This window comes from Paraburkholderia sp. (assembly GCF_034668105.1).
Lineage (GTDB): Bacteria > Pseudomonadota > Gammaproteobacteria > Burkholderiales > Burkholderiaceae > Paraburkholderia.
Genome location: NZ_JAXDPY010000464.1, coordinates 15307 through 36143 on the forward strand (window position 1 = coordinate 15307; position 20837 = coordinate 36143).

General features: G+C 60.8%; 20 protein-coding genes, 1 other RNA gene and 1 pseudogene. 4 read left to right on the plus strand and 18 right to left on the minus strand.

The genetic code is table 11. From position 1 onward, the window contains the following. Nucleotides 1-15 precede the first annotated feature (15 nt). From erpA to rplM, 3 genes are all read right to left on the minus strand, one after another. Nucleotides 16-381 carry an iron-sulfur cluster insertion protein ErpA gene (gene erpA, locus QOC89_RS20840; protein ID WP_007180424.1) on the minus strand — a complete coding sequence of 122 codons (366 nt, stop codon included), beginning with the start codon at nt 379-381 and terminating at the stop codon, nt 16-18. A 268-nt stretch (nt 382-649) separates the two neighbouring features. Next, nucleotides 650-1042: a 30S ribosomal protein S9 gene (gene rpsI / locus QOC89_RS20845; protein ID WP_007180423.1), complete on the minus strand. Its 393-nt coding sequence runs from the start codon at nt 1040-1042 to the stop codon at nt 650-652. Nucleotides 1043-1053: 11 nt separating this feature from the next. After that, nucleotides 1054-1482 (minus strand): 50S ribosomal protein L13, encoded by a 429-nt coding sequence (gene rplM / locus QOC89_RS20850; RefSeq protein WP_007180422.1) that lies wholly within the window; start codon nt 1480-1482, stop codon nt 1054-1056. A 683-nt stretch (nt 1483-2165) separates the two neighbouring features. On the opposite strand from rplM, the gene QOC89_RS20855 reads away from it, so the two are divergent. Next, on the plus strand, nt 2166-2588 hold the full coding sequence (locus QOC89_RS20855; RefSeq protein ID WP_323046753.1) for an OsmC family protein: 423 nt from the start codon (nt 2166-2168) through the stop codon (nt 2586-2588). A gap of 109 nt (nt 2589-2697) precedes the next feature. Here the strand turns inward: QOC89_RS20855 and rnpB are convergent. The 3 genes from rnpB to pyrC all read right to left on the minus strand — a co-directional run bounded on the left by rnpB (nt 2698) and on the right by pyrC (nt 5099). Next, an RNA gene (rnpB, locus tag QOC89_RS20860) (RNase P RNA component class A) lies at nt 2698-3110 on the minus strand. A 67-nt stretch (nt 3111-3177) separates the two neighbouring features. Next, the gene (locus QOC89_RS20865) at nt 3178-4017 is read right to left on the minus strand and encodes a DUF3025 domain-containing protein (RefSeq protein WP_323046754.1); all 840 of its coding nucleotides are present in this window, start codon (nt 4015-4017) and stop codon (nt 3178-3180) included. Between the two features lie 11 nt (nt 4018-4028). After that, nucleotides 4029-5099 carry a dihydroorotase gene (gene pyrC / locus QOC89_RS20870; RefSeq protein ID WP_323046755.1) on the minus strand — a complete coding sequence of 357 codons (1071 nt, stop codon included), beginning with the start codon at nt 5097-5099 and terminating at the stop codon, nt 4029-4031. Between the two features lie 178 nt (nt 5100-5277). On the opposite strand from pyrC, the gene QOC89_RS20875 reads away from it, so the two are divergent. After that, a complete protein-coding gene (locus tag QOC89_RS20875; RefSeq protein WP_323046756.1) occupies nt 5278-6210 on the plus strand; it encodes a class II glutamine amidotransferase in 933 nt (310 codons plus the stop codon). Between the two features lie 106 nt (nt 6211-6316). On the opposite strand, the gene QOC89_RS20880 is transcribed toward QOC89_RS20875, so the two are convergent. The 6 genes from QOC89_RS20880 to QOC89_RS20905 all read right to left on the minus strand — a co-directional run bounded on the left by QOC89_RS20880 (nt 6317) and on the right by QOC89_RS20905 (nt 12201). Continuing rightward, entirely contained in the window at nt 6317-7042 is a 726-nt protein-coding gene (locus tag QOC89_RS20880) for an amino acid ABC transporter ATP-binding protein (protein WP_074282222.1), read from the minus strand. Further along, nucleotides 7039-7716: a glutamate/aspartate ABC transporter permease GltK gene (gltK, locus tag QOC89_RS20885; RefSeq protein WP_179734346.1), complete on the minus strand. Its 678-nt coding sequence runs from the start codon at nt 7714-7716 to the stop codon at nt 7039-7041. Before gltK ends, QOC89_RS20880 begins: the two co-directional genes overlap by 4 nt. After that, the gene (locus QOC89_RS20890; protein ID WP_323046757.1) at nt 7716-8456 is read right to left on the minus strand and encodes an amino acid ABC transporter permease; all 741 of its coding nucleotides are present in this window, start codon (nt 8454-8456) and stop codon (nt 7716-7718) included. Before QOC89_RS20890 ends, gltK begins: the two co-directional genes overlap by 1 nt. An 82-nt stretch (nt 8457-8538) precedes the next feature. Then, a complete protein-coding gene (locus tag QOC89_RS20895) occupies nt 8539-9432 on the minus strand; it encodes a glutamate/aspartate ABC transporter substrate-binding protein (RefSeq protein ID WP_323046758.1) in 894 nt (297 codons plus the stop codon). A gap of 352 nt (nt 9433-9784) precedes the next feature. After that, nucleotides 9785-11098, minus strand: coding sequence for a Glu/Leu/Phe/Val dehydrogenase (locus QOC89_RS20900; protein ID WP_323046759.1), 1314 nt, complete (start codon nt 11096-11098; stop codon nt 9785-9787). Between the two features lie 137 nt (nt 11099-11235). Next, the gene (locus QOC89_RS20905; protein WP_323046760.1) at nt 11236-12201 is read right to left on the minus strand and encodes a LysR family transcriptional regulator; all 966 of its coding nucleotides are present in this window, start codon (nt 12199-12201) and stop codon (nt 11236-11238) included. Nucleotides 12202-12416: 215 nt separating this feature from the next. On the opposite strand from QOC89_RS20905, the gene purB reads away from it, so the two are divergent. Next, entirely contained in the window at nt 12417-13805 is a 1389-nt protein-coding gene (gene purB / locus QOC89_RS20910) for an adenylosuccinate lyase (RefSeq protein WP_323046761.1), read from the plus strand. 86 nt (nt 13806-13891) lie between these two features. Here purB and QOC89_RS20915 read toward each other — a convergent pair whose 3' ends face one another. From QOC89_RS20915 to edd, 4 genes are all read right to left on the minus strand, one after another. Beyond that, a complete protein-coding gene (locus QOC89_RS20915) occupies nt 13892-14395 on the minus strand; it encodes a gluconokinase (protein WP_323046762.1) in 504 nt (167 codons plus the stop codon). Nucleotides 14396-14405: 10 nt separating this feature from the next. Next, a complete protein-coding gene (locus tag QOC89_RS20920) occupies nt 14406-15791 on the minus strand; it encodes a GntP family permease (protein WP_323046763.1) in 1386 nt (461 codons plus the stop codon). A 259-nt stretch (nt 15792-16050) separates the two neighbouring features. After that, nucleotides 16051-16692, minus strand: coding sequence for a bifunctional 4-hydroxy-2-oxoglutarate aldolase/2-dehydro-3-deoxy-phosphogluconate aldolase (gene eda / locus QOC89_RS20925; RefSeq protein WP_323046764.1), 642 nt, complete (start codon nt 16690-16692; stop codon nt 16051-16053). 26 nt (nt 16693-16718) lie between these two features. Further along, nucleotides 16719-18659 carry a phosphogluconate dehydratase gene (edd, locus tag QOC89_RS20930; RefSeq protein WP_323046765.1) on the minus strand — a complete coding sequence of 647 codons (1941 nt, stop codon included), beginning with the start codon at nt 18657-18659 and terminating at the stop codon, nt 16719-16721. 303 nt (nt 18660-18962) lie between these two features. Between edd and QOC89_RS20935 the strand changes: the two genes are divergently transcribed. Beyond that, nucleotides 18963-19808: a MurR/RpiR family transcriptional regulator gene (locus QOC89_RS20935; RefSeq protein ID WP_323046766.1), complete on the plus strand. Its 846-nt coding sequence runs from the start codon at nt 18963-18965 to the stop codon at nt 19806-19808. Between the two features lie 168 nt (nt 19809-19976). Here the strand turns inward: QOC89_RS20935 and QOC89_RS20940 are convergent, their stop codons facing one another. Both QOC89_RS20940 and QOC89_RS20945 read right to left on the minus strand, forming a co-directional pair. Further along, on the minus strand, nt 19977-20393 hold the full coding sequence (locus QOC89_RS20940) for a CopD family protein (RefSeq protein WP_120349445.1): 417 nt from the start codon (nt 20391-20393) through the stop codon (nt 19977-19979). A 159-nt stretch (nt 20394-20552) separates the two neighbouring features. Continuing rightward, nucleotides 20553-20837: pseudogene (locus QOC89_RS20945) on the minus strand (gamma-glutamyl-phosphate reductase); the annotation flags it as partial.

Sequence of the window (20837 nt, forward strand, 5' to 3'; positions counted from 1 at the left end):
CAGAACGGCTTACCATCAAACCGAGAACGACGAGCCGCAACCACACGTGGTGGTAGCGTTCGGATTCTTGATAACAAACTGCGCGCCGTTGATGTCGTCCTTGTAGTCGATCTCAGCGCCGACCAGATACTGGTAGCTCATAGAATCGATCAACAGCTGGACGCCGCTCTTGTTCATGACGGTGTCGTCTTCGTTGACGGCTTCGTCGAACGTAAAACCGTATTGAAAGCCCGAGCAGCCGCCGCCCTGCACGAAAACGCGCAGTTTGAGGTCCGCATTGCCTTCTTCTTCGATCAGTTGCTTGACCTTGTCAGCCGCTGCGTCGGTAAAAACGAAGGGGGCGGGCATCTCGGTCACGGGTGTATCGGTGACTGCGTTCATTCGAACTCTCCAAAAAGCTTCTAACCGCTATTGTAGGGCTGATCTCGATATCGTGCCGAAGCCCACAAAATCAATGGGTTCTTGTTGAAAATTCAACGGACGGCGCCCGAGGCCGCAGCCAGCCTGCCTGAACTGATCAAATTGCCCTTCGGCGGCAAAATCATTACGGCGACGCCAAACCGCAAACCCATAAAAAAAGCCGCCTTCGCGAAAGCGTTGGCGGCTTTTGCAGCGCTCCAGCCCGAAAGCCGGATCGCACACGAAGCGATTAACGCTTCGAGAATTGCTTCCTGCGACGTGCCTTGTGGAAGCCGACCTTCTTACGTTCGACTTCACGAGCGTCACGCGTAACGAAGCCAGCCTTCGACAGTTCCGGCTTCAGCGTTGCGTCGTAGTCCATCAGCGCGCGGGTGATGCCGTGGCGAACCGCACCGGCTTGACCCGTTTCACCGCCACCGTTCACGTTGACTTTGATGTCGAACGTGACGCCGTGGTTCGTGAGTTCCAGCGGCTGACGCACGATCATCAGCGACGTTTCGCGCGAGAAGTAATCGGCGATAGGCTTGCCGTTTACAATGATCTCACCCTTGCCAGCCTTGATGAAGACGCGTGCGACGGCGCTCTTGCGGCGGCCCGTGCCGTAATTCCAGTTACCGATCATGTGGGCTCCCCTTAGATCTCGAGCGCTTTCGGCTGTTGTGCCGAATGCGGATGCGTTGCTTCAGCGTAGACCTTCAGCTTCTTGATCATCGCGTAGCCGAGCGGGCCCTTCGGCAGCATGCCCTTGACCGCTTTCTCGAGCGCACGGCCCGGGAAGCGTTCTTGCATCTTGCCGAACGTCGTTTCATAGATACCGCCCGGGTAACCCGAGTGGCGGTAATACTTCTTGTCAGTAGCCTTGTTGCCCGTGACGCGCAGCTTGCCGGCGTTGATAACGATGATGAAATCACCGGTGTCGACGTGCGGAGTGAATTCAGGCTTGTGCTTGCCGCGAAGACGGTGTGCCACTTCGCTGGCGACACGCCCGAGAACCTTATCCGTCGCGTCAATCACGTACCATTCGCGCGTCACCTCATGGGCTTTTGCGGAAAACGTCTTCATGATCGATCCAAAAAAATTGCTGCGCCCAATGTATTTTTTCCTGCTTGTAGTGTGCGCATCGAGGCGCGTGCAGGCTCTCCCTGGTTCTTCCTCCGCGGGCGCGGATGCGGAAAAGCCCTGAATTATAAAGGAATTTGTCACGCCGAGTCAAAACTTGCGACGCGTGCGGCGAGAAATCATTCGATTTCGCGAGCGACAAGGGTCGTTTCCGTCTGGTTAGTCCTGAACACGACATCGAAGAGGGGCCGAATCGCAGGCGAAAAAAAACCCGAACTAGTGGTTCGGGTTTAATCCACCAAAGGAGGAGGTGGAGGAGACAGCGGAGGTTGCAGAACTGCTGCAACCGATTGGATCGATTATATGAGGTGGCCTTGTGCGACGCAAGAACATTTGCATTGCGAAATTCGATTTCATAATGCGGCAATTGGACGCGCACAGCAAAAACCCATAAATGTTCTTTTAAATCAATCGTTTATTCTGTTTAAAGTCTGTGCCAAAGCAGACATTAGCTAGAGTAAAACCCCTAAACCCGTCAGGGCATTCCCGAATCGGCGAAACATGCCGCACTGCAACACGCAAGCAGTCATCAGGCATAAGTTCCGCCGAAAAGGCACTCCGGGCGAACACGCAAACGCCGGGCTACAATGCCGTTTCGATATCAGCGCAGCGCGGTGGAGCACAGCATGGAATGCAAAGTTAGCTGGATGGGGCAAGACGGAATGGCATTTGCAGCCGAGACCGGCAGCGGCCATCTGGTCACGATGGACGGCGCGCCGGAAGGCGGCGGCCGCAATCTTTCACCGCGTCCAATGGAAATGGTTCTGCTCGGCACGGGTGGCTGCACCGCCTACGACGTCGTGATGATCCTGAAGAAAAGCCGCCAGGAAATCGCCGGCTGCTCAGTCACGTTGAAGGCCGAGCGCGCCAGCGAAGATCCGAAAGTCTTTACCAAAATCCACTTCCATTTCACGGTGACGGGCAAGAACCTGAACCCGGCTACCGTGGAACGCGCGATCAATCTGTCGCACGACAAATACTGCTCGGCGTCGATCATGATCGCGAAGACCGCTGAGCTCACGCACTCGTTCGATATCGTCGCGGCTTGAGTACGCCTCGAGTTCGATGCTTCGGCGCAGGTCGCCAGGCATTTAGGCAAAGCAGAGCGGCAAAATAAAAATGCCGGCGTCCACAAGGACGCCGGCATTTTTTGTTGGGTGGCAAAGCAGGCCGATAAGCCGGATTCTGTGCACGCACCACGTCCGAAAACGCGCGCGCGTAGCAGTCATTCCTCTAGGCGCGCCATTACTGACGCGCTCAAGCTTCCTACCCGCAGACGTGACGGGGGCCCCGTCCTGCACCTCGAAGATGCTAGCCTGCCTACTTGGAATTGCTCCGGGTGGAGGTTACCGTGCCGGTCTGCCTTGCAGCAGCCGCGGTGCGCTCTTACCGCACCGTTTCACCCTTACCTGATCCCGACTTGCGCCGGGCCATCGGCGGTTTGCTTTCTGTTGCCCTATTCCGCGTGTCACCACGGATGGCCGTTAGCCATCACCCTGCCCTATGGAGTCCGGACTTTCCTCGCCCTCTTCGGCCGAAACCGCGGAGGCCGCGACTGCCTGTCCTGCTTTGCTGGGGCGCATTTTAACATCCGCAGGAACGGGGAGCCGCGTCGGCGAGAGAAATAGCGGATGGCGGCTAGCGCAAGTGTGTGCGGCGCCCTGCTCGAAACACCGAGACATCCTCGTAAAACGCCGGCACTTCGTTCTCCGGCCACCACCCTGGAATGCCCAGCACGGGTAGCGGCGCGAACATACGGCTCGTCAAGGTCTCCGAGTCCAGCAGCGTGGCGCTCACCGCCTCGTCGAGCCAGGCGTCGCGCGCCGCGGTGTCCCAGTCGAAATACTCGGACGGCACGTCGACAATCCACGCGTGGCCTGTGCACGCCTTGAACGGCGCGACCAGTTTTTCCAGCAGCGCATGGCCAAAGCAACGGACTTCGCAGCGCGTCCCCCAGGCGTCACGATGAGCAACCAGCAACGTCTGCCAGTCGAATCCGCGCAACGCGGCGCTCAACGCTGGATCGGCGCAGGCGAACAGCAGCGCGTTTTCGTCGAACAAGGTCAGCGTATCGCGCATGCCACCGCGAGTCGGGCCGACGCCTAACGCCTCGATCGCCGCCGACTGCCGCGCGTTCAGCGCCACCTTGATACGGGGAAACGCAAACCACATCGACCCGTTGAAGAAGTCATGCAGGTTGTGGCGCGTCGGCACGCAGCCTGTCGACGCGATGTGCGCCTCATAAGCCGCGCCCGGCGGTAGATCGTCTTGTGCAATGAAAGCGAGGCGCTGACCACGTCCCGTGACCTGCCGCATCTCGCCGGCATCGGCATTCATTTCCGCAAGCAGCGCGGCGTAGCTCGTCAGCGCGCGCTGCTGCCAGCGCTCGCCGCGCGCCGCGAACTGCGCAAACCACGGCTTCGACCAGTCAATCCCGGCGAAACCGAAGTCCACGCGCGCCGCCTCTTGCCCAGGCATCTAAAGCAGCCTCAGACGAGGCGCCATCCAATCGACTCACCACCACGCAGCGGCACAACAGGCGTGTCACCGACCGGCAATTCAGCCGGCAGCATCCATTCTTCGCGACGCAGCGTGACCTTCTCCGCACTGCGCGGCAGACCATAGAAATCCGCACCGAAGAAGCTGGCAAAGCCCTCGAGCTTGTCCAGCGCGCCGGCTTTGTCGAATGCTTCCGTATAGAGTTCGAGCGCATGCAGCGCCGTGTAGCAACCCGCGCAACCGCACGCGTGTTCCTTCAAACCCTTCGGATGCGGCGCGCTATCGGTACCGAGAAAGAAGCGCGGATTGCCCGAGGTCGCCGCCTCGACCAGCGCCACGCGATGCGTCTCGCGCTTCAACACCGGCAGGCAGTAGTAATGCGGGCGAATGCCGCCCTGGAAGATCGCGTTGCGGTTGTACAGCAGATGGTGCGCGGTAATCGTCGCACCCAGCAGCCCCGGCGCCACGCCGGCTTCGCGGATGTAGTCGACGGCGTCTTTCGTGGTGATGTGCTCGAACACCACCTTCAACGCCGGAAACGCGCGGCGCAGCGGCGTCATCACGCGGTCGATGAACACTTTCTCGCGATCGAACAGGTCGATCGACGAATCCGTCACTTCGCCGTGTACCAACAGCGGCATACCGGTTTCCTGCATCACTTCAAGCGTTTTGGCGCATTTCATGATGTCGGTGACGCCTGCGTCCGAGTTGGTCGTTGCGCCCGCGGGGTACAACTTCACACCATGCACGAAACCGCTTTCGCGCGCGCGGCGGATTTCGTCCGGCGGCGTATTGTCGGTCAGGTATAGCGTCATCAGCGGTTCGAACTTCGCGCCGGCCGGGATCGCGGCAACGATGCGCTCGCGATACGCCTCAGCCATCGCGGTCGTGGTGACCGGCGGCTTCAGGTTCGGCATGATGATCGCGCGGCCGAACTGGCGCGCGGTGTCCGGCAGCACGGCCGCGAGCATCTCGCCGTCGCGAACGTGCAGGTGCCAGTCGTCGGGGCGGGCGAGCGTAACAGTGTCGATGGAATCGGGAGAGGCGTTGGAAGCGGTCATGGCGAGAGGGGAACGAGATTCTGCGGAAAAAGTCCGATCGACGCGAGCAAACGACGGCAATTCGTACCGTTGCGGCCTGAACACACGTCAATTTTGCTATTTGGCGCTTCTGGCTCGGTGATATGCTTGGAAAATCATCATTGTAACGGCTCGCCCCGTTCCCAGGCTTACCCGCAACATGTGCCAACTTCTCGGAATGAACTGCGCCGCGCCGACGGACGTCACGTTCTCGTTCACCGGCTTTGCGGCGCGCGGCGGCGTCACCGATCATCACGCGGACGGCTGGGGCATCGCCTTCTTCGAAGACAAGGCGTGCCGTCTGTTCATCGATCATCAGTCGTCGGCTACCTCGCCGATCGCCGAGATGGTCAAGCGCTACCCGATTAAATCGAAGAACACGATTGCGCATATTCGCAAGGCAACGCAAGGGCACATCCTGCTCGAGAACTGCCACCCGTTCATGCGCGAACTGTGGGGACGCCACTGGATCTTCGCGCACAACGGCGACCTGAAGGATTATTCGCCGGCGCTCAACGGCGTGTATCAGCCGGTCGGCACGACTGATAGCGAGCTCGCGTTCTGCGCGCTGCTGCAAGGTTTGCGCAAGGCCTTTCCGGGTTGCCAGCCGCCGCTGGAAGAACTGTTCGAGGCACTCGAAACGCTCACGCGCGAGATCACGCAATTCGGCGTGTTCAATTTCCTGATGTCGAACGGTCAGGCGCTATTCGCCCATTGCTCGACGCATCTGCATTTCATCGTGCGGCGCTGGCCCTTCTCGACCGCTCATCTGGTCGATGCGGACGTGTCGATCGATTTCGCCAAATACACGACGCCGGAAGATCGCGTCGCCGTGATCGCGACCAAGCCGCTCACCGACAACGAAGTGTGGACCGCCTTCCAGCCAGGCGATCTGATGATGTTCCAGCATGGCGAAGTGATCGGCCGCGTCAACGTGCCGGTGCCGTCTTCGGTGCTGGAGAAGCTGCGCAATCCGGCGTTGGACGCATCGGCTTCGGCAACCACGATTGCGGCTTCGGTCGACGCGGTGACCACGGCCGACTCCGAGGTCGACCTCGAAGCCGCAGACGACACCGCAGCCTTCGAATCCTGATTCGCGCGCGCTCGCCAACGTCAGAAACAAAAAGCCGCTTCATCCAAGGAAGCGGCTTTTTTCTACAAGGGCAACGCCACATAGGCAGCGTGCCCCGACAAGAACCTCAGTGCAGGATCTTCGCGAGGAAATCCTTCGCACGATCCGACTTCGGATTCGCGAAGAAGTCTTCCTTGCGGTCGTCTTCCACGATCAAGCCCTTGTCCATGAAGATCACGCGGTGCGCGACCTTCTTGGCAAAGCCCATTTCGTGCGTGACGCACATCATGGTCATGCCTTCCTGCGCGAGTTCGACCATCACGTCGAGCACTTCGTTGATCATTTCCGGGTCGAGCGCGGACGTCGGTTCATCGAACAGCATCGCGATCGGGTCCATCGACAGCGCGCGCGCAATCGCCACACGCTGCTGCTGACCGCCCGACAATTGCCCCGGAAACTTATCCGCATGCGCCCGCAGACCGACGCGGTCGAGCAGCTTGTAGCCCTTGGTGGTGGCTTCGTCTTTCGAGCGGCCGAGCACCTTGATCTGCGCGAGCGTCAGGTTCTGCACGATCGACAGATGCGGAAACAGCTCGAAGTGCTGGAACACCATGCCGACCTTCGCACGCAACTTGGACAAGTTGGTTTTCTTGTCCGTCAGCGATTGGCCGTTGATGACGATCTCGCCCTTCTGGAACGGCTCCAGCCCGTTGACGGTTTTGATCAGCGTGGACTTGCCCGAGCCCGACGGCCCGCACACCACCACCACTTCACCTTTTTTGACTTCCGTCGTGCAGTCGGTCAGCACTTGAAACTGGCCGTACCACTTCGAAACATTCTTGATAGAGATCATCTTGCGACCTTTTTCTGAAGACCTTTGACGAGGCTCGACGCGATCACGCAGATCACGAAATAACACGCGCCCGCGAACAGTACCATTTCGACATTCGTACCGTCACGGTCGCCAATATTCGTGGCGGTGCGGAAGAAGTCGGCGAGGCTGATCACGTAGACGAGCGACGTATCCTGAAACAGCACGATACCTTGCGTAAGCAGCAGAGGCACCATCGCGCGGAACGCCTGCGGCAGCACGATGAGGCGCATGGCCTGCGGGTAGCTCATGCCGAGCGCAAACGCGGCATTGACCTGCCCGCGCGGCACCGCCTGAATACCGGCGCGGATGATTTCCGAATAGTACGCTGCCTCGAACAACGAAAAAGCGACCATCGCCGACGCCAGCCGAATGTCGATATCCGGCGACAAACCCAGCACGTTTTGCAGTAACTGCGGCACGATCAGGAAGAACCACAGCAGAACCATCACCAGCGGAATCGAACGGAACACCGTGACATAAGCCTTCGCAAACCATTCGAATGGCTTGATTGGCGAAAGCCGCATCATGGCGAGAATGGTGCCCCAGATGATGCCGATCACGATCGCGATCAGCGTGATCTTGATCGTGACGATCGCGCCGGTCCACAGCGTAGGCAGTGCGCCCGGAATACCGCTCCAGTCGAAATGATGCATCACTTACCTCCGATATAGCCGGGCAACCGGGTTCTGGCTTCGACCCAGCGCATCAGTTGCATCACAATCAGATTGATCAGCACATACGCGAGCGTGACCGCGATGAACGATTCATACGTCTGCGATGTGTAGTCGACCAATTGACGCGCCTGAGCGGACAGATCCAGCAGACCGATGGTCGACGCGACCGCCGAGTTCTTGAAGATGTTCAGGAACTCGGACGTGAGCGGCGGCACGATGATCCGATACGCAACCGGCAGCAGCACATAGCGATACGTCTGCCACTGCGTGAAACCCATTGCCAGACCCGCGGCGCGCTGGCCGCGCGGCAACGCGTTGATCCCTGAGCGCACCTGCTCGCAGACGCGCGCGGCAGTGAACAGCCCGAGACAGATGATCGATGACGAGAAGAACTGCGTGCCTGGCGGCAGTTGCTTGAACCAGTTGCCGATCGACGGCGGCAGCAACTCCGGTATCACCAGATACCAGATGAAGAACTGCACGATCAGCGGGATGTTACGGAAAATCGCAACGTAGAGCGTACCGATGCCCGACGCCCATTTATTCGGCAGCGTGCGCAGCACACCGAAAAACGAGCCGACGATCAGCGCGATCACCCAGGCCGCCAGCGACACCGTAATCGTCACCCAGAAGCCGGACATCAGCCAGCCCAGATAGGTGGTCGGCTCGCCGGTGGACACGGGACTCAGCAGAATGCCCCAGTTCCAGTGATATGACATGACCAAGACTCCAGCAAAAAGAAACGGAAGAAGCGCGTAGCCCCTTCCGTTTCGTTCAGCGTTTCAAAAAAACAGCTAAGGTTTAATCGATTGCCTTGTCATTCGGGCTCTTGAAGAGCGCCTTGATGTCGTCGCTTTCCGGGAAGTTCAGGTTGAGGCCCTTCGGCGGAATCGGCGATTCGAACCACTTCTTGTAGATCTGATCGGCTTCGCCCGAGGTTTCGACCTTCGCGATCGCGTCGTCGACCACCTTCTTGAATTCCGGATCGTTCTTGCGAATCATGCAGCCGTACGCTTCATGCGATTGCGGCGCGCCGACGATCACGAAGTCGCCCGGATTGTTCGACTTGGCACGCTCGCCTGCCAGCAAGGCGTCGTCCATCATGAACGCGACAGCGCGGCCGGTGGAGAGCGTCAGGAACGACTCGCCATGGTCCTTCGCGCTGATGATGTTCATGCCCATGCTCTTGTCCTGGTTCATCTTGCGCAGGATCCGCTCGGACGTGGTGCCGGCCGTTGTCACGACAGTCTTGCCCTTCAGGTCTGCCCAATCCTTGACGCCCGAATCCTTCTTGGTCATCAAACGCGTGCCGATCACGAAGATCGTGTTCGAGAACGCAGCCTGTTGCTGACGCTCGGCGTTATTGGTGGTCGAGCCGCATTCCATGTCGACGGTGCCGTTCTGCACCAGCGGAATACGGTTTTGCGACGTGATCGGCGTAAGTTTGACCTTCAGGTTCGGCATATTGAGCTTTTGCTTGACGGCTTCCACCACCTTCAGCGCGAACTCTTGCGAATAACCCACGACGTTCTGTTTGTCGTCGTAATACGAAAACGGGATCGACGATTCGCGATGACCCAGCGAGATGACGCCCGTGTCCTTGATCTTTTTCAGTGTGCCAGCGTCTTGCGCATGCGCGCCAACTGTAAACAGTCCGAGAGTCGCGAGCAGCAGCGCAGCTTTTTTAACCTTCATGTGTGATCTCCTTGGCAAGAACCGGCGCCAGTTTAGCAAAGTAATTATTCTGAAAGTATCGCTATAAACCATGTTTGTTGCGTGTTTCCACCAATCTCCCGATCCTCGCGTGGGCTTCCTCCGGGCGGGGGACCTCCTCCCGCGCGCGCGCCACTATGGGATTACGGCGCCCTAGCCATGGATCCAAAACGCCGCACGCCTGGCGGAAATCCCTTTGGGGCAGATACGTAAAGGCGGGCGGCATCGATACGATGCCGCCCGCCGGGTCAAACACGCAGTCTCGTGAACCGCGTTGAGGCAAGAATTGGCAGCGGTCCGCGAGTTGGCGGACCCACTGCTTCAGACCGGACGATCAGGGATACAGGCCACGCAATTCACGCGCTTCCAGAATCCGCTTACACGCGACAATAAACGCCGCGGTCCGCACGGACACCTTCTGCTCGCTCGACACTTGCCACACTGCGGCAAATGCCTCACGCATCACGCGCTCGAGGCGCTGGTTGATCTCGTCTTCGGTCCAGAAGAAGCTCGAGAAGTCCTGCACCCATTCGAAGTACGACACCGTCACGCCGCCGGCATTCGCCACCACGTCCGGAATCACGAGGATGCCGCGGTCGTGAAGAATGTCGTCCGCTGCCGTGGTGGTCGGGCCGTTGGCGCCTTCCACGACGATCTTCGTCTTGATCTTTCCCGCGTTCTTTTCGGTGATCTGGTTTTCCAGCGCAGCCGGAATCAGGATGTCGGATTCGACGGTCCAGAATTCCTCGTTCGTCACCGCGTCGGCTTCCGGGAAACCGCCTACGCCGCCCGTCTTCGCGACGTGCTCGAGCAATGCGCCCGCATCGATACCGGTCGACTTGTACAGCGAACCGGTGTGATCCTGCACCGCGACCACCTTCGCACCCGCTTCCTGGAACAAACGTGCGGCAATACCACCCACGTTACCGAAGCCCTGCACGGCGATCCGCGCGCCTTCGATGTCGAAGCCGATGCGGCGTGCCGCTTCGCTACCGACCACGAACACGCCACGGCCCGTCGCTTCACGACGGCCCAGCGAACCGCCGAGCGTGATCGGCTTGCCGGTCACAACGCCCGTGGCTGTTTGGCCCTGGTTCATCGAGTACGTGTCCATCATCCACGCCATGATCTGCTCGTTCGTGTTCACGTCCGGCGCGGGGATATCGGTGTTCGGTCCGATGATGATGCCGATTTCACTCGTGTAGCGGCGTGTCATGCGTTCCAGCTCACCACGCGACAAGGTGCGCGGATCGACACGAATACCGCCCTTCGCGCCGCCGTACGGCACGTTCACAGCCGCGTTCTTCACCGACATCCACGCCGACAGCGCCATCACTTCCGACAGCGTCACGTCCTGGTGATAACGCACGCCGCCCTTGCCCGGACCGCGCGACACGTTGTGCTGCACGCGATAGCCTTCGAAGTGCGCAACCGTGCCGTTATCGAGTTCGATTGGCACGTCGACGATCAGAATCCGCTTCGGGCGCTTAAGGGTTTCAAGCCAGCGGGACAGCGAGCCGAGGTACGGCGCGACGCGATCGACCTGACGCAGGTAGTTGCCCCACGGGCCGAGGTCTTCGCTATTGAGGTAGGAGGGAACCGGCTGCAACGATGATGCGGATTGTGCGACTTGCTGCTGTGAAGACATGAACGCTCCGGCGTTGATCGAATAGCGTGATTGTCGAAAAACGCGCTTTTGAAATCCAATGCCGTTTCCTTATCCGATTATGTTTTTTATGCATAACCATCGAGAAGCCGCAAATTCATGTCGTGCGCAGGCAGATTTCAGGCCGCGCTCGCGCCTGGCTGCGCCAGTTCCTCCGACACTACGTCCCACAGTTGCCGCACAAGGATCTGCCGCGCATCGTCGGTCTTCGCCGCGAGCTTGTCGCGATACAGTCGGATCTCCATCGTCAAGGTGAGCTGCCCTTCGGGCGTGCCGCGCGTGGCGCGGTCGAGGCGAATCAGCTTGCCGTCGGCGACCGCGTCTTCCACCGCGCTGTGCGGCAGGAACGCGATGCCGTGGCCGGCCAGCGCCATCGCCTTGAGCCCCTCGGCCATGTCGGTTTCGTAAAGCCGGTCGAGGTACAGGCGCTCCGGCGCATTGGCCAGGATCACTTCGGTCATGCGACCCAGATATGCGTTCGGCGTGTACGTGAGATACGGCGCCGGCGCCTCGGCACTGCCGGGCAGCGTGTGGCGCGGCCGGCCGGCCCGGCCCGGCGCCGAGAACGGACTGATCGGCTCGTTGCCGAGCGTGAGCATGTCGTAGCGCGCCGGATCGAGCGCGACCGGATGGCTCGGATGGTGATAGCCCATCATCAGATCGCAGCCGCCTTCCACCAGCGCCAACGCCGCGTCGTGCACGTTCAACGCCCGCAGCCTGGTATGGATCGGACCCATCTGAGCCTCGATGCGTTGCAGCCAGCGCGGAAAATACGTCAGCGACAGCGTGTGCGGCACCGCGAACTCGATGGTCGCTTGCGGCGTCGCCGTGTGCCCGCGCAGCAGCGCGCGCGCCTCGTGGAACTGCGACAGCATCGCGAGCGCCTGCTCGTAGAACACCTGGCCCGCCGCCGTCAGCCGCGTCGGGTAAACCGAACGGTCGATCAGTTCCGTGCCGAGCCATGCCTCCAGCGCCTGAATCCGCCGCGAAAACGCCGGCTGCGTGACGTGACGCAATTCGGCCGAGCGGCTGAAGCTACGCGTTTCCGCGAGCGAAACGAAGTCTTCGAGCCATTTCAGTTCCATGCGAAAGCCTGCTGCCGGCGGGAGGGAAGGAGTCGCCATTCTAGCGGCGCGGCTGGGAGGCGGGGTTCCGTGCGGGCCAATGCGAGATGAAGAGAGACCGATCGCGGCCAACTTCGGGCAGAAAGCCGCACGATGGTAAAATTCGCGATTCCCTCCGTTCCCGAACTGGTCACTGAGCGCTCCGCGAGCGTTCTGCGCCCCAACCCGCCGCCATCATGTCCGACACCCGCCCCGACACCCTGTTCGCGCTGAACGCGCTCTCCCCGCTCGACGGCCGTTACGCCGCGAAAACCGAAGCCCTGCGCGAGTGGCTCTCGGAAGCCGCTTTCATGCGCAATCGTGTGACGGTTGAAATCCACTGGCTGATCGCGCTCTCGCACGCCGGTTTCGCTGAAGTGCCGCGCTTTTCCGAAGCGTCCGAACAATTCCTGCTGCAACTGGCCGAGCGCTTCACCGCGCACGACGCCGCGCGCATCAAGGACATCGAACGCGTCACGAATCACGACGTGAAAGCGGTCGAGTACTGGCTGAAGGAATCGGTGAAGGGTCAGGAAGAACTGGAACGCGCGAGCGAGTTCATCCATTTCGCCTGCACGTCGGAAGACATCAACAATACGTCGCACGGCCTGATGCTGGCCGGCGCACGTGAGCACGTGATTCTGCCGGCGCTGCGTTCGGTGCATCAACGTCTCGTGGCGCTGGCTCACGCTCACGCCGAACAGCCCATGTTGTCGCGCACGCACGGCCAGCCGGCCAGCCCGACCACGCTCGGCAAGGAACTCGCCAACGTCGCCGCGCGTCTGGAACGCGCGATCGACCGGATCGCGAAGGTCGAGCTGCTGGGCAAGATGAACGGCGCGGTCGGCAACTTCAATGCGCACCTGTCCGCGTATCCGGAATTCGACTGGGAAGCGTTTTCGCGCGAAGTGGTCGAACAGCGCTTGAAGCTCACGTTCAATCCGTACACGATCCAGATCGAGCCGCACGATTACATGGCTGAACTGTTCGACGCCGTGTCGCGCGCCAACACGATCCTGCTGGATCTGGACCGCGACGTGTGGGGCTACATCTCGGTCGGCTACTTCAAGCAACGCACGAAGGCCGGCGAAATCGGTTCGTCGACCATGCCGCACAAGGTCAATCCGATCGACTTCGAAAATTCGGAAGGCAATCTCGGTCTGGCCAACGCAACCCTGCGCCACCTCGCCGACAAGCTGCCGATCTCGCGCTGGCAGCGCGACCTCACCGACTCGACGGTGCTGCGCAATATCGGCGTCGCGTTCGGCTACTCGCTGCTTGCGTACGACTCGCTGATCCGCGGTCTGGACAAGCTCGAAGTGAACGCGCAGCGTCTGAACGAAGACCTGGATAACTGCTGGGAAGTGCTGGCCGAACCGGTCCAAACGGTGATGCGCCGTTACGGCATCGAAAACCCGTACGAGCAGTTGAAGGAACTGACGCGCGGCAAGGGCATCACGCGTGAAGCGCTGCAAACGTTCGTGAGCGGTCTCGCGATTCCGCAAGATGCGAAGGATCGCTTGCTTGCCATGACGCCGGGTTCGTATATCGGCAAGGCGGTGGAGTTGGCCAAGCGGATCGCTTAAGCGATCAACGCTCGCACGTTTCTCACATAAAAATAGGCGCTCCTTGGAGCGCCTATTTTTTCATCCTGCGCGCGTGAGCCAGAGATTCACCGCGCCTTCATCTGAACCACCACCTCATCCACGATTTGTTCCGGCGACAATTCGATGCTCACCGTGATCGCCTCGTCCGGACCAGGCTCCTCAAGCGTATCGAGCTGGCTTTGCAGCAGCGAAGGATCGAAGAAATGACCGGTGCGCGTGGTCAGCCGCTCGCGTAGCACCTCGAACGAACCCTTCAGATAAACGAAGCACACGTCCTTATCGCCGTTGCCGCCGCCGCGCAAAACGTCCCGGTACGAGCGCTTCAGCGACGAACACGTGAACACCGCCTCCTCGGCCACCTTCTGCTTCTCTTCGATCGCCGCGCGGATGGTTTGCAGCCACGGCCAACGGTCTTCGTCGGTGAGCGGAATGCCTTTGTGCATTTTCTCCTTGTTGGCGGCGCTGTGAAATGCGTCGCCGTCAGTGAATGCGCAGTGCAAGCGTTCCGCCAGCATTTCGCCAATCCTCGTTTTGCCGGCGCCCGACACGCCCATTGCGATCAGAATCATCAAAAGCTCCTTACACGACCGTCGCGAGCGCGAAAGTCAAACCCAAGCCCATCAGCGAAATGATGGTTTCGAGGAGCGACCATGTCTTGAAGGTCTGCCCCACCGTCATACCGAAGTATTCCTTGATCAGCCAGAAACCGCCGTCGTTCACGTGCGAGAAGATCAGCGAACCCGAACCGGTGGCGAGCACCAGCAATTCCGGCGTGACCTGCACGCCGCTAGCCGAGGCGATCGGCGCGACGATGCCGCAGGCGGTGGTCATCGCAACCGTTGCCGAACCTGTGGCCAGACGGATCAGCGCGGCCACCAGCCAGCCGAACAGGAGCGGCGACAGATGCATGGCCGTTGCCACGTTGACGATTTCCTTCGAGATGCCGCTATCCATCAGCACGCGCCCGAAACCGCCGCCCGCGCCCACGATCAGCGTGATGCCCGCGATCGGCGCCAGACATTCGCCGCAAAACTTCTGGATCTGCTCACGATTGAAACCGCGGCTCGCGCCGAAGGTCCAGAAACTGACCAGCACGGCGATCAGCAGCGCGACGTCCGAATTGCCGACGAAACGCAGCAGATCATTCGCCAAGGTCTTCGGCGTAAACACAAGGTCGGCCCAGCTGCCGATCAGCATCAGAATCACCGGCAGCAGGATCGTGAACAGCGTGATGCCGAAGCTCGGCAGTTCGCGCTTCGGCGCCGGCTGCTTGCCGTCATTTTCCGCTTCGCCAGCGGAGCCGAGGAATTGCGAAGCGAGCGCGTTGTCTTTCGGCAGCTTGATATAACGGCTGATCAACAGAGCGAACAGCGGACCGGCGACGATCGCCGTCGGCACGCCCACGATCAGCCCATAAGCAATCGTCTTGCCGATGTCGGCGTGATACGCCTGCACCGCGAGCATCGCGGCCGGGTGCGGCGGAATCAAACCGTGCACGACGGACAGACCCGCGACCATCGGCAAGCCGACCAGCAGCAGCGACTTGTTGGTGCGTTTGGCAACGTTGAACGCGATCGGAATCAGCAGCACGAAGCCGACTTCAAAAAACACCGGCAAGCCGACGATGATCGCGACGACCATCATCGCCCAGTGAATGTGCTTCTCGCCGAACTTGTCGATCAAGGTGGTCGCGATGCGCTCCGCGCCGCCCGATTCGGCCATCATTTTGCCGAGCATGGTGCCGAGGCCGACCACGATCGCAATGTGGCCGAGCGTATTGCCGTTGCCGGTTTCGAACGATTTGACGATGGTGCCGATCGGCATGCCGGAGGCGAGACCCAGCAGCAATGAAACGATGATCAGGACGAGGAACGGGTAAACCTTGTAGCGAGTGATCAGCAGGATCAGAAGTGCGATGGCGATCACCGCGAAGATCAGCAGCGTGCTGCCGTGGACAGCTTCCATGGAGCTCCTCCTTTGCGTTATTGATTGTAGGTGCGCAACGCAGCTGACACCTTGTCTCGTTGCGGCCTGCGGCGAGCCTCGAAACCCGGCCAACCGCGCGGACGCTGAATTCTACTGTCTGTCGTCGTACAACGCGCGCGAAACCAGCACACATCTCGAAAAAAGAGCCCCGCCGCGACAGCCGGAAAGACTGTATCGACGGGGCTCCTGGTATCGGACCGTGGTAGCCGGTTAGAGAACGCGCCCTTTCAACTGTGACTTAGTGAGCGGGTGCGGCCAACTGGCTCGCGGCACGTGCGAGACGCGTGACTTCTTCCCAGTTTTGCGCGGCTAATGCCGACTTCGGGGTGAGCCACGAGCCGCCTACGCACACCACGTTCGGCAGCGACAGGAAATGCGTCGCCGTCTCAGCCGTGATGCCGCCGGTCGGGCAAAACTTCAGGTTCGGGAACGGACCGTAAAAAGCTTGCAGCATCGGCACGCCGCCGGCCTGCTGCGCCGGGAAAAACTTCACGATCTCGTAGCCGAGTTCCAGCGCGGTGATGATGTCGGACGGCGTCATCACGCCCGGCAGCAACGGCAAGCCGGCATCCTGCGCGGCCTTGTGCATGTCTTTCGTCAGACCCGGCGAGACGCCGAACTGCGCGCCCGCTTTCTTCGCCTGCGCGCAGTGCTCCGGCCGCGTGATCGTACCGACACCAACCACGATGTCGTCGGCCAGGTGGCTCGCCCGTTCAATCGCTTCCAGACCGGCTGCCGTGCGCAGCGTGATTTCGAGCACCTTGACGCCACCCGCGTGCAGCGCGCGCGACACGTGTTCGCCTTGTTCGGCCGAGTCGAATGCGAGCACCGGAATCACCGGGCCGAGGCGCACGATATCGCTTACTGTTTTCGCCGTCATAGTCAGACTCCTTGTTTCTGCAGCCTTTAGCTGGCTTGAGTGGTGCTTGTGTGTTGTTCGCCAGGTGCTTTGGCCTGTTCGCCCTGATGTGCGCCCTGATGTGCGCCCCGCTGGGTGCCCTGTTGTGCGCCGCGCTCGCCCACCATCGGGCCGAACACCGATGCGCCCTGCTCCGCGGGCGCCGCCGCCGCCCGGAACACGCCGAACAGTTCACGCCCAAAGCCGACTTCGTTTTCCGCCTGATGCTGCGGCAACGCTTCCGGCCGCGCCGCCCATTCGGCACCATCGATTTCGATGTCGAGCACGCCGGCGTCCGCGTCGATCACCAGCATATCGCCGCTGCGAACCTTGCCGATCGGGCCTTGCAGCAATGCTTCCGGCGACAGATGAATCACCGCCGGGACCTTGCCCGACGCACCCGACATGCGGCCATCGGTCACCAGCGCGACGTGGAAACCTTGATCCTGCAACACACCGAGCAACGGCGTCAAACGATGCAGCTCGGGCATACCGTTTGCACGGGCGCCCTGGAAGCGCACCACGGCGATGAAGTCGCGCTTCAGTTCGCCCTTGTCGAACGCGGCCTGCACCGCTTCCTGCGAATCGAACACGATGGCGGGCGCCTTCACCTTGCGATGCGCCGCCGCCACTGCGGAAATCTTGATCACGCCGCGGCCGAGCTTGCCTTGCATCAGACGCAAGCCGCCATCGGGCTGGAACGGCTGGGTGATATCACGCAGCACCGCTGTGTCTTCGCTCTTCGCCGCGCCCGGCACCCATTGCAGCTTGCCGTCGAGCAGCTTCGGCTCTTCGGTGTAGTGATGCAGACCCTTGCCGGCGACCGTGTTCACGTCTTCGTGCAGCAAGCCGCCTTCCAGCAGATTGCGAACCAGGAACGCGACGCCGCCCGCGGCGTGGAAGTGGTTGACGTCGGCCTTGCCGTTCGGATAGATCTTCGCAAGCAGCGGCACGGCTTGCGACAGCGTGTCGAAATCGTCCCAGTCGATCACGATGCCGGCCGCGCGCGCGATCGCGACGAGATGCAGCGTGTGATTGGTCGAGCCGCCGGTTGCCAGCAAGGCAACGATGCCGTTGACGATCGCTTTCTCGTCGACCACGTGGCCGATCGGCATGTAGTTGCCGCGATCCACGGTCAGATCGAGCACGCGGCGCGCGGCCTGCGCGGTCAACGCGTCGCGCAGCGGCGTATGCGGATGCACGAAGGCTGAACTCGGCAGATGCAGGCCCATCACTTCCATCAGCATCTGATTGCTGTTGGCGGTGCCGTAGAACGTGCAGGTGCCGTGGCTGTGATACGCGGCGGCTTCCGCTTCGAGCAGCGCGTCGCGGCCGCACTGACCGGTGGCGAACTGCTGACGGGTCTTGGCCTTATCGTCGTTCGAGAGGCCGCTGCCCATCGGGCCGGCCGGCACGAAAATGGTCGGCAGGTGGCCGAATTGCAGCGCGCCGATCAACAAGCCCGGCACGATCTTGTCGCAGATGCCGAGGCACAACGCCGCGTCGAACATGTTGTGTGTGAGAGCCACCGCCGTGCTCATCGCGATCACTTCGCGCGAGAACAGCGACAGTTCCATGCCCGCGTTGCCTTGCGTGACACCGTCGCACATGGCCGGCACGCCGCCCGCGAATTGCGCGACGCCGCCGTTTTCCCGCGCGGCCTCCTTGATGATGTCCGGGTAGTTTTTGTACGGCGCGTGCGCGGACAGCATTTCGTTATACGACGACACGATGCCGATGTTCGGCTCCCGGATCGCCTTGATTGCAAACTTGTCACGCCCTTCGAGGCCGGCAAAACCGTGGGCCAGATTGGCGCAGGAGAGCGCGCCGCGCGCCGGGAATTTGCCTTGAGCGTGATGGATGCGGGTCAGATACGCCTCGCGAGTGGGTTTGCTGCGCTCGACCACGCGTTGCGTGACCTTCAAGAGTTGCGAATGCGGGGAAACCATCGGAGCTCCTTCGTCGCTGGCCGTGTGCGTTTAGTGGGGCGTAGGCGCACTATGCCAGGCAGGTATCGCGGGGATGTCGAAACAGTCGACGTCGCAATGTTAGTAGAAAAACTACATGATCGCAATGACGAGTCCTGCTGCAATGCGGCATCTTTGAACGGCCGCATTGCCTTACTGGTTATGCCTTAACGACGTAAACGCTAAAACCTAGGGAATACACCTAGCGTCATATATGTAGTTTTTGTAGCTTCCTTAGCAATCAGATATAGTCCACGCATTCTTCAGCATAGTGCGAGTTTTCCGATGATGCTGTCCCAGGTGGAAGAGATGCGTGAACAGTTGCGCCCGTCCGAGCGCAAGCTGGCCGACTACGTGATCGAGGCGCCGCGCGAGGTGCTCGATCTGTCGATGACCGAAGTGGCCGCGCGCGCAGGTGTCAGCCAGCCGACCATTGCGCGGTTTTGTCACGCGCTCGGCTTTTCGGGCTTTCGCGAGTTCAAGATCCGGTTGGCGCAAGGCATTGCTGCAGAAGTGCCCGCGGTCTACCGCGACGTGCGGCCGGATGAGCCGGCGCCTGGCGTGGCGGCAAAGGTGCTCGACCGGACCATCGGTGCGCTGATCCAGGTGCGCAACAATCTGTCGTCGGATAGCGTGGCGGCGGCGATCGCGCTGCTGGCAGCGGCGCGACGTATCGAGTTTTACGGCGCGGGCGGCTCGGGCATCGCTGCGCTCGACGTGCAGCACAAGTTCTTTCGTTTGGGCATGCCGAGTGTTGCGTATTCGGACCCGCATACATTTCTGATGTCGGCGGCGTTGCTGGGTGAAGGCGACGTGGTGGTGGCGATTTCCAACACCGGCCGCACGCGCGATATCGTCGATGCGGTGAAGTCAGCGCTGGCGGCGGGCGCTAAGGTGATTGCGATCACGCATGGCAATTCGCCTTTGGCGCGGCTTGCCACGGTGGGCTTGTTCGCCAACGTCGATGAAGACACGGATATCTTTTCGCCGATGACCTCGCGCGTCTCGCATCTGGCGATCGGCGATATCCTGGCAGTGGGCGTGGCGCTGAGCCGCGGGCCGGAGCTGGTCGAGAAAATGGCCCAAGCGAAGGAAGTGATTACGCGCAGAAGGATCGGGCCGGACGGCTAAGGTCTCGCGGGGTATTACCTGGCTTTCCAAGCTTGCATCGGCGCTACCTGGAAGACCAACCGTCGATCAGTCTCGCAAAGCTCTCGCGCAAAAAGAACGGGCTCCTTAAAGAGCCCGTTCTCTACTGGATACAGCATGGCATGAAACAACAAGTGGGGCGACTCGGTTTTAAAACGGCTTGATCACCACCAACGCCACCGCCGCCAGCATCCCCAGCACCGGCAGTTCATTGAACATCCGGTACCACTTATCCGTGCGCCGGTTCTCACCGCGCTCGAAGGTCCGCAGCAGCACGCCGCAATACGCGTGATAGATGATCAACAGCACCACCACGCCGACCTTCGCGTGAATCCAGCCCTGCCCGCGACCGATGCCCACCGCGAGCCACAGCCATAGCCCGCAGGCCAGCGCCGGCACGGCAATGAACGTCATGAAGCGGAACAGCTTGCGGGCCATTGTCAACAGTCGCGCGGTCGCGGCGGGTTCCGTCTCCATCGCAAGATTGACGAAGATGCGCGGCAGATAGAACAGGCCGGCAAACCAGGAAGCAACCAGAACGATGTGAAACGTTTTTACCCAAAGCATCAACTGTCCTTGCGACTTGTATCGTGGAAATCAGCGCTCGTGGCGGCGCGTTCGAAGTGAAAAGACAGAGCCGGCAGCATCTCGGCGGCGTCCGCGGTTAAACGCACAGCGGACGGCACTTATTCCGGCGTTCGCAATGAACGCGCGGCCGACGGCGACTTATTGCCGGCCTTCACCGTGCCCGAGCACGATGTACTTGAGCGACGTCAGCCCTTCCAGCCCGACCGGCCCGCGCGCGTGCAACTTGTCGTTCGAGATGCCGATTTCCGCGCCCAGACCGAACTCGAAGCCGTCCGCGAAACGCGTCGATGCGTTGACCATCACGCTCGCCGAATCCACCTCACGCAAGAAGCGCATGGCGCGGTCGTGGTCTTCCGTGACGATCGCATCGGTGTGCTGCGAGCTATACGTATTGATGTGCTCGATCGCGGCGTCGAGATTGTC

What these genes read in the sequence shown, in the direction of transcription:
- edd (WP_323046765.1), bottom strand. Translation starts at nt 18,659, where the DNA reads ATGGTTTCCCCGCATTCGCAACTCTTGAAGGTCACGCAACGCGTGGTC.
- gltK (WP_179734346.1), bottom strand. Translation starts at nt 7,716, where the DNA reads ATGCATCATTTCGACTGGAGCGGTATTCCGGGCGCACTGCCTACGCTG.
- pyrC (WP_323046755.1), bottom strand. Translation starts at nt 5,099, where the DNA reads ATGACCGCTTCCAACGCCTCTCCCGATTCCATCGACACTGTTACGCTC.
- QOC89_RS20865 (WP_323046754.1), bottom strand. Translation starts at nt 4,017, where the DNA reads ATGCCTGGGCAAGAGGCGGCGCGCGTGGACTTCGGTTTCGCCGGGATT.
- QOC89_RS20855 (WP_323046753.1), top strand. Translation starts at nt 2,166, where the DNA reads ATGGAATGCAAAGTTAGCTGGATGGGGCAAGACGGAATGGCATTTGCA.
- QOC89_RS20900 (WP_323046759.1), bottom strand. Translation starts at nt 11,098, where the DNA reads ATGTCTTCACAGCAGCAAGTCGCACAATCCGCATCATCGTTGCAGCCG.
- QOC89_RS20915 (WP_323046762.1), bottom strand. Translation starts at nt 14,395, where the DNA reads ATGATTCTGATCGCAATGGGCGTGTCGGGCGCCGGCAAAACGAGGATT.
- QOC89_RS20890 (WP_323046757.1), bottom strand. Translation starts at nt 8,456, where the DNA reads ATGTCATATCACTGGAACTGGGGCATTCTGCTGAGTCCCGTGTCCACC.
- QOC89_RS20875 (WP_323046756.1), top strand. Translation starts at nt 5,278, where the DNA reads ATGTGCCAACTTCTCGGAATGAACTGCGCCGCGCCGACGGACGTCACG.
- erpA (WP_007180424.1), bottom strand. Translation starts at nt 381, where the DNA reads ATGAACGCAGTCACCGATACACCCGTGACCGAGATGCCCGCCCCCTTC.
- QOC89_RS20880 (WP_074282222.1), bottom strand. Translation starts at nt 7,042, where the DNA reads ATGATCTCTATCAAGAATGTTTCGAAGTGGTACGGCCAGTTTCAAGTG.
- QOC89_RS20905 (WP_323046760.1), bottom strand. Translation starts at nt 12,201, where the DNA reads ATGGAACTGAAATGGCTCGAAGACTTCGTTTCGCTCGCGGAAACGCGT.
- QOC89_RS20920 (WP_323046763.1), bottom strand. Translation starts at nt 15,791, where the DNA reads ATGGAAGCTGTCCACGGCAGCACGCTGCTGATCTTCGCGGTGATCGCC.
- QOC89_RS20935 (WP_323046766.1), top strand. Translation starts at nt 18,963, where the DNA reads ATGATGCTGTCCCAGGTGGAAGAGATGCGTGAACAGTTGCGCCCGTCC.
- QOC89_RS20940 (WP_120349445.1), bottom strand. Translation starts at nt 20,393, where the DNA reads ATGCTTTGGGTAAAAACGTTTCACATCGTTCTGGTTGCTTCCTGGTTT.
- QOC89_RS20895 (WP_323046758.1), bottom strand. Translation starts at nt 9,432, where the DNA reads ATGAAGGTTAAAAAAGCTGCGCTGCTGCTCGCGACTCTCGGACTGTTT.
- purB (WP_323046761.1), top strand. Translation starts at nt 12,417, where the DNA reads ATGTCCGACACCCGCCCCGACACCCTGTTCGCGCTGAACGCGCTCTCC.
- eda (WP_323046764.1), bottom strand. Translation starts at nt 16,692, where the DNA reads ATGACGGCGAAAACAGTAAGCGATATCGTGCGCCTCGGCCCGGTGATT.
- rpsI (WP_007180423.1), bottom strand. Translation starts at nt 1,042, where the DNA reads ATGATCGGTAACTGGAATTACGGCACGGGCCGCCGCAAGAGCGCCGTC.
- rplM (WP_007180422.1), bottom strand. Translation starts at nt 1,482, where the DNA reads ATGAAGACGTTTTCCGCAAAAGCCCATGAGGTGACGCGCGAATGGTAC.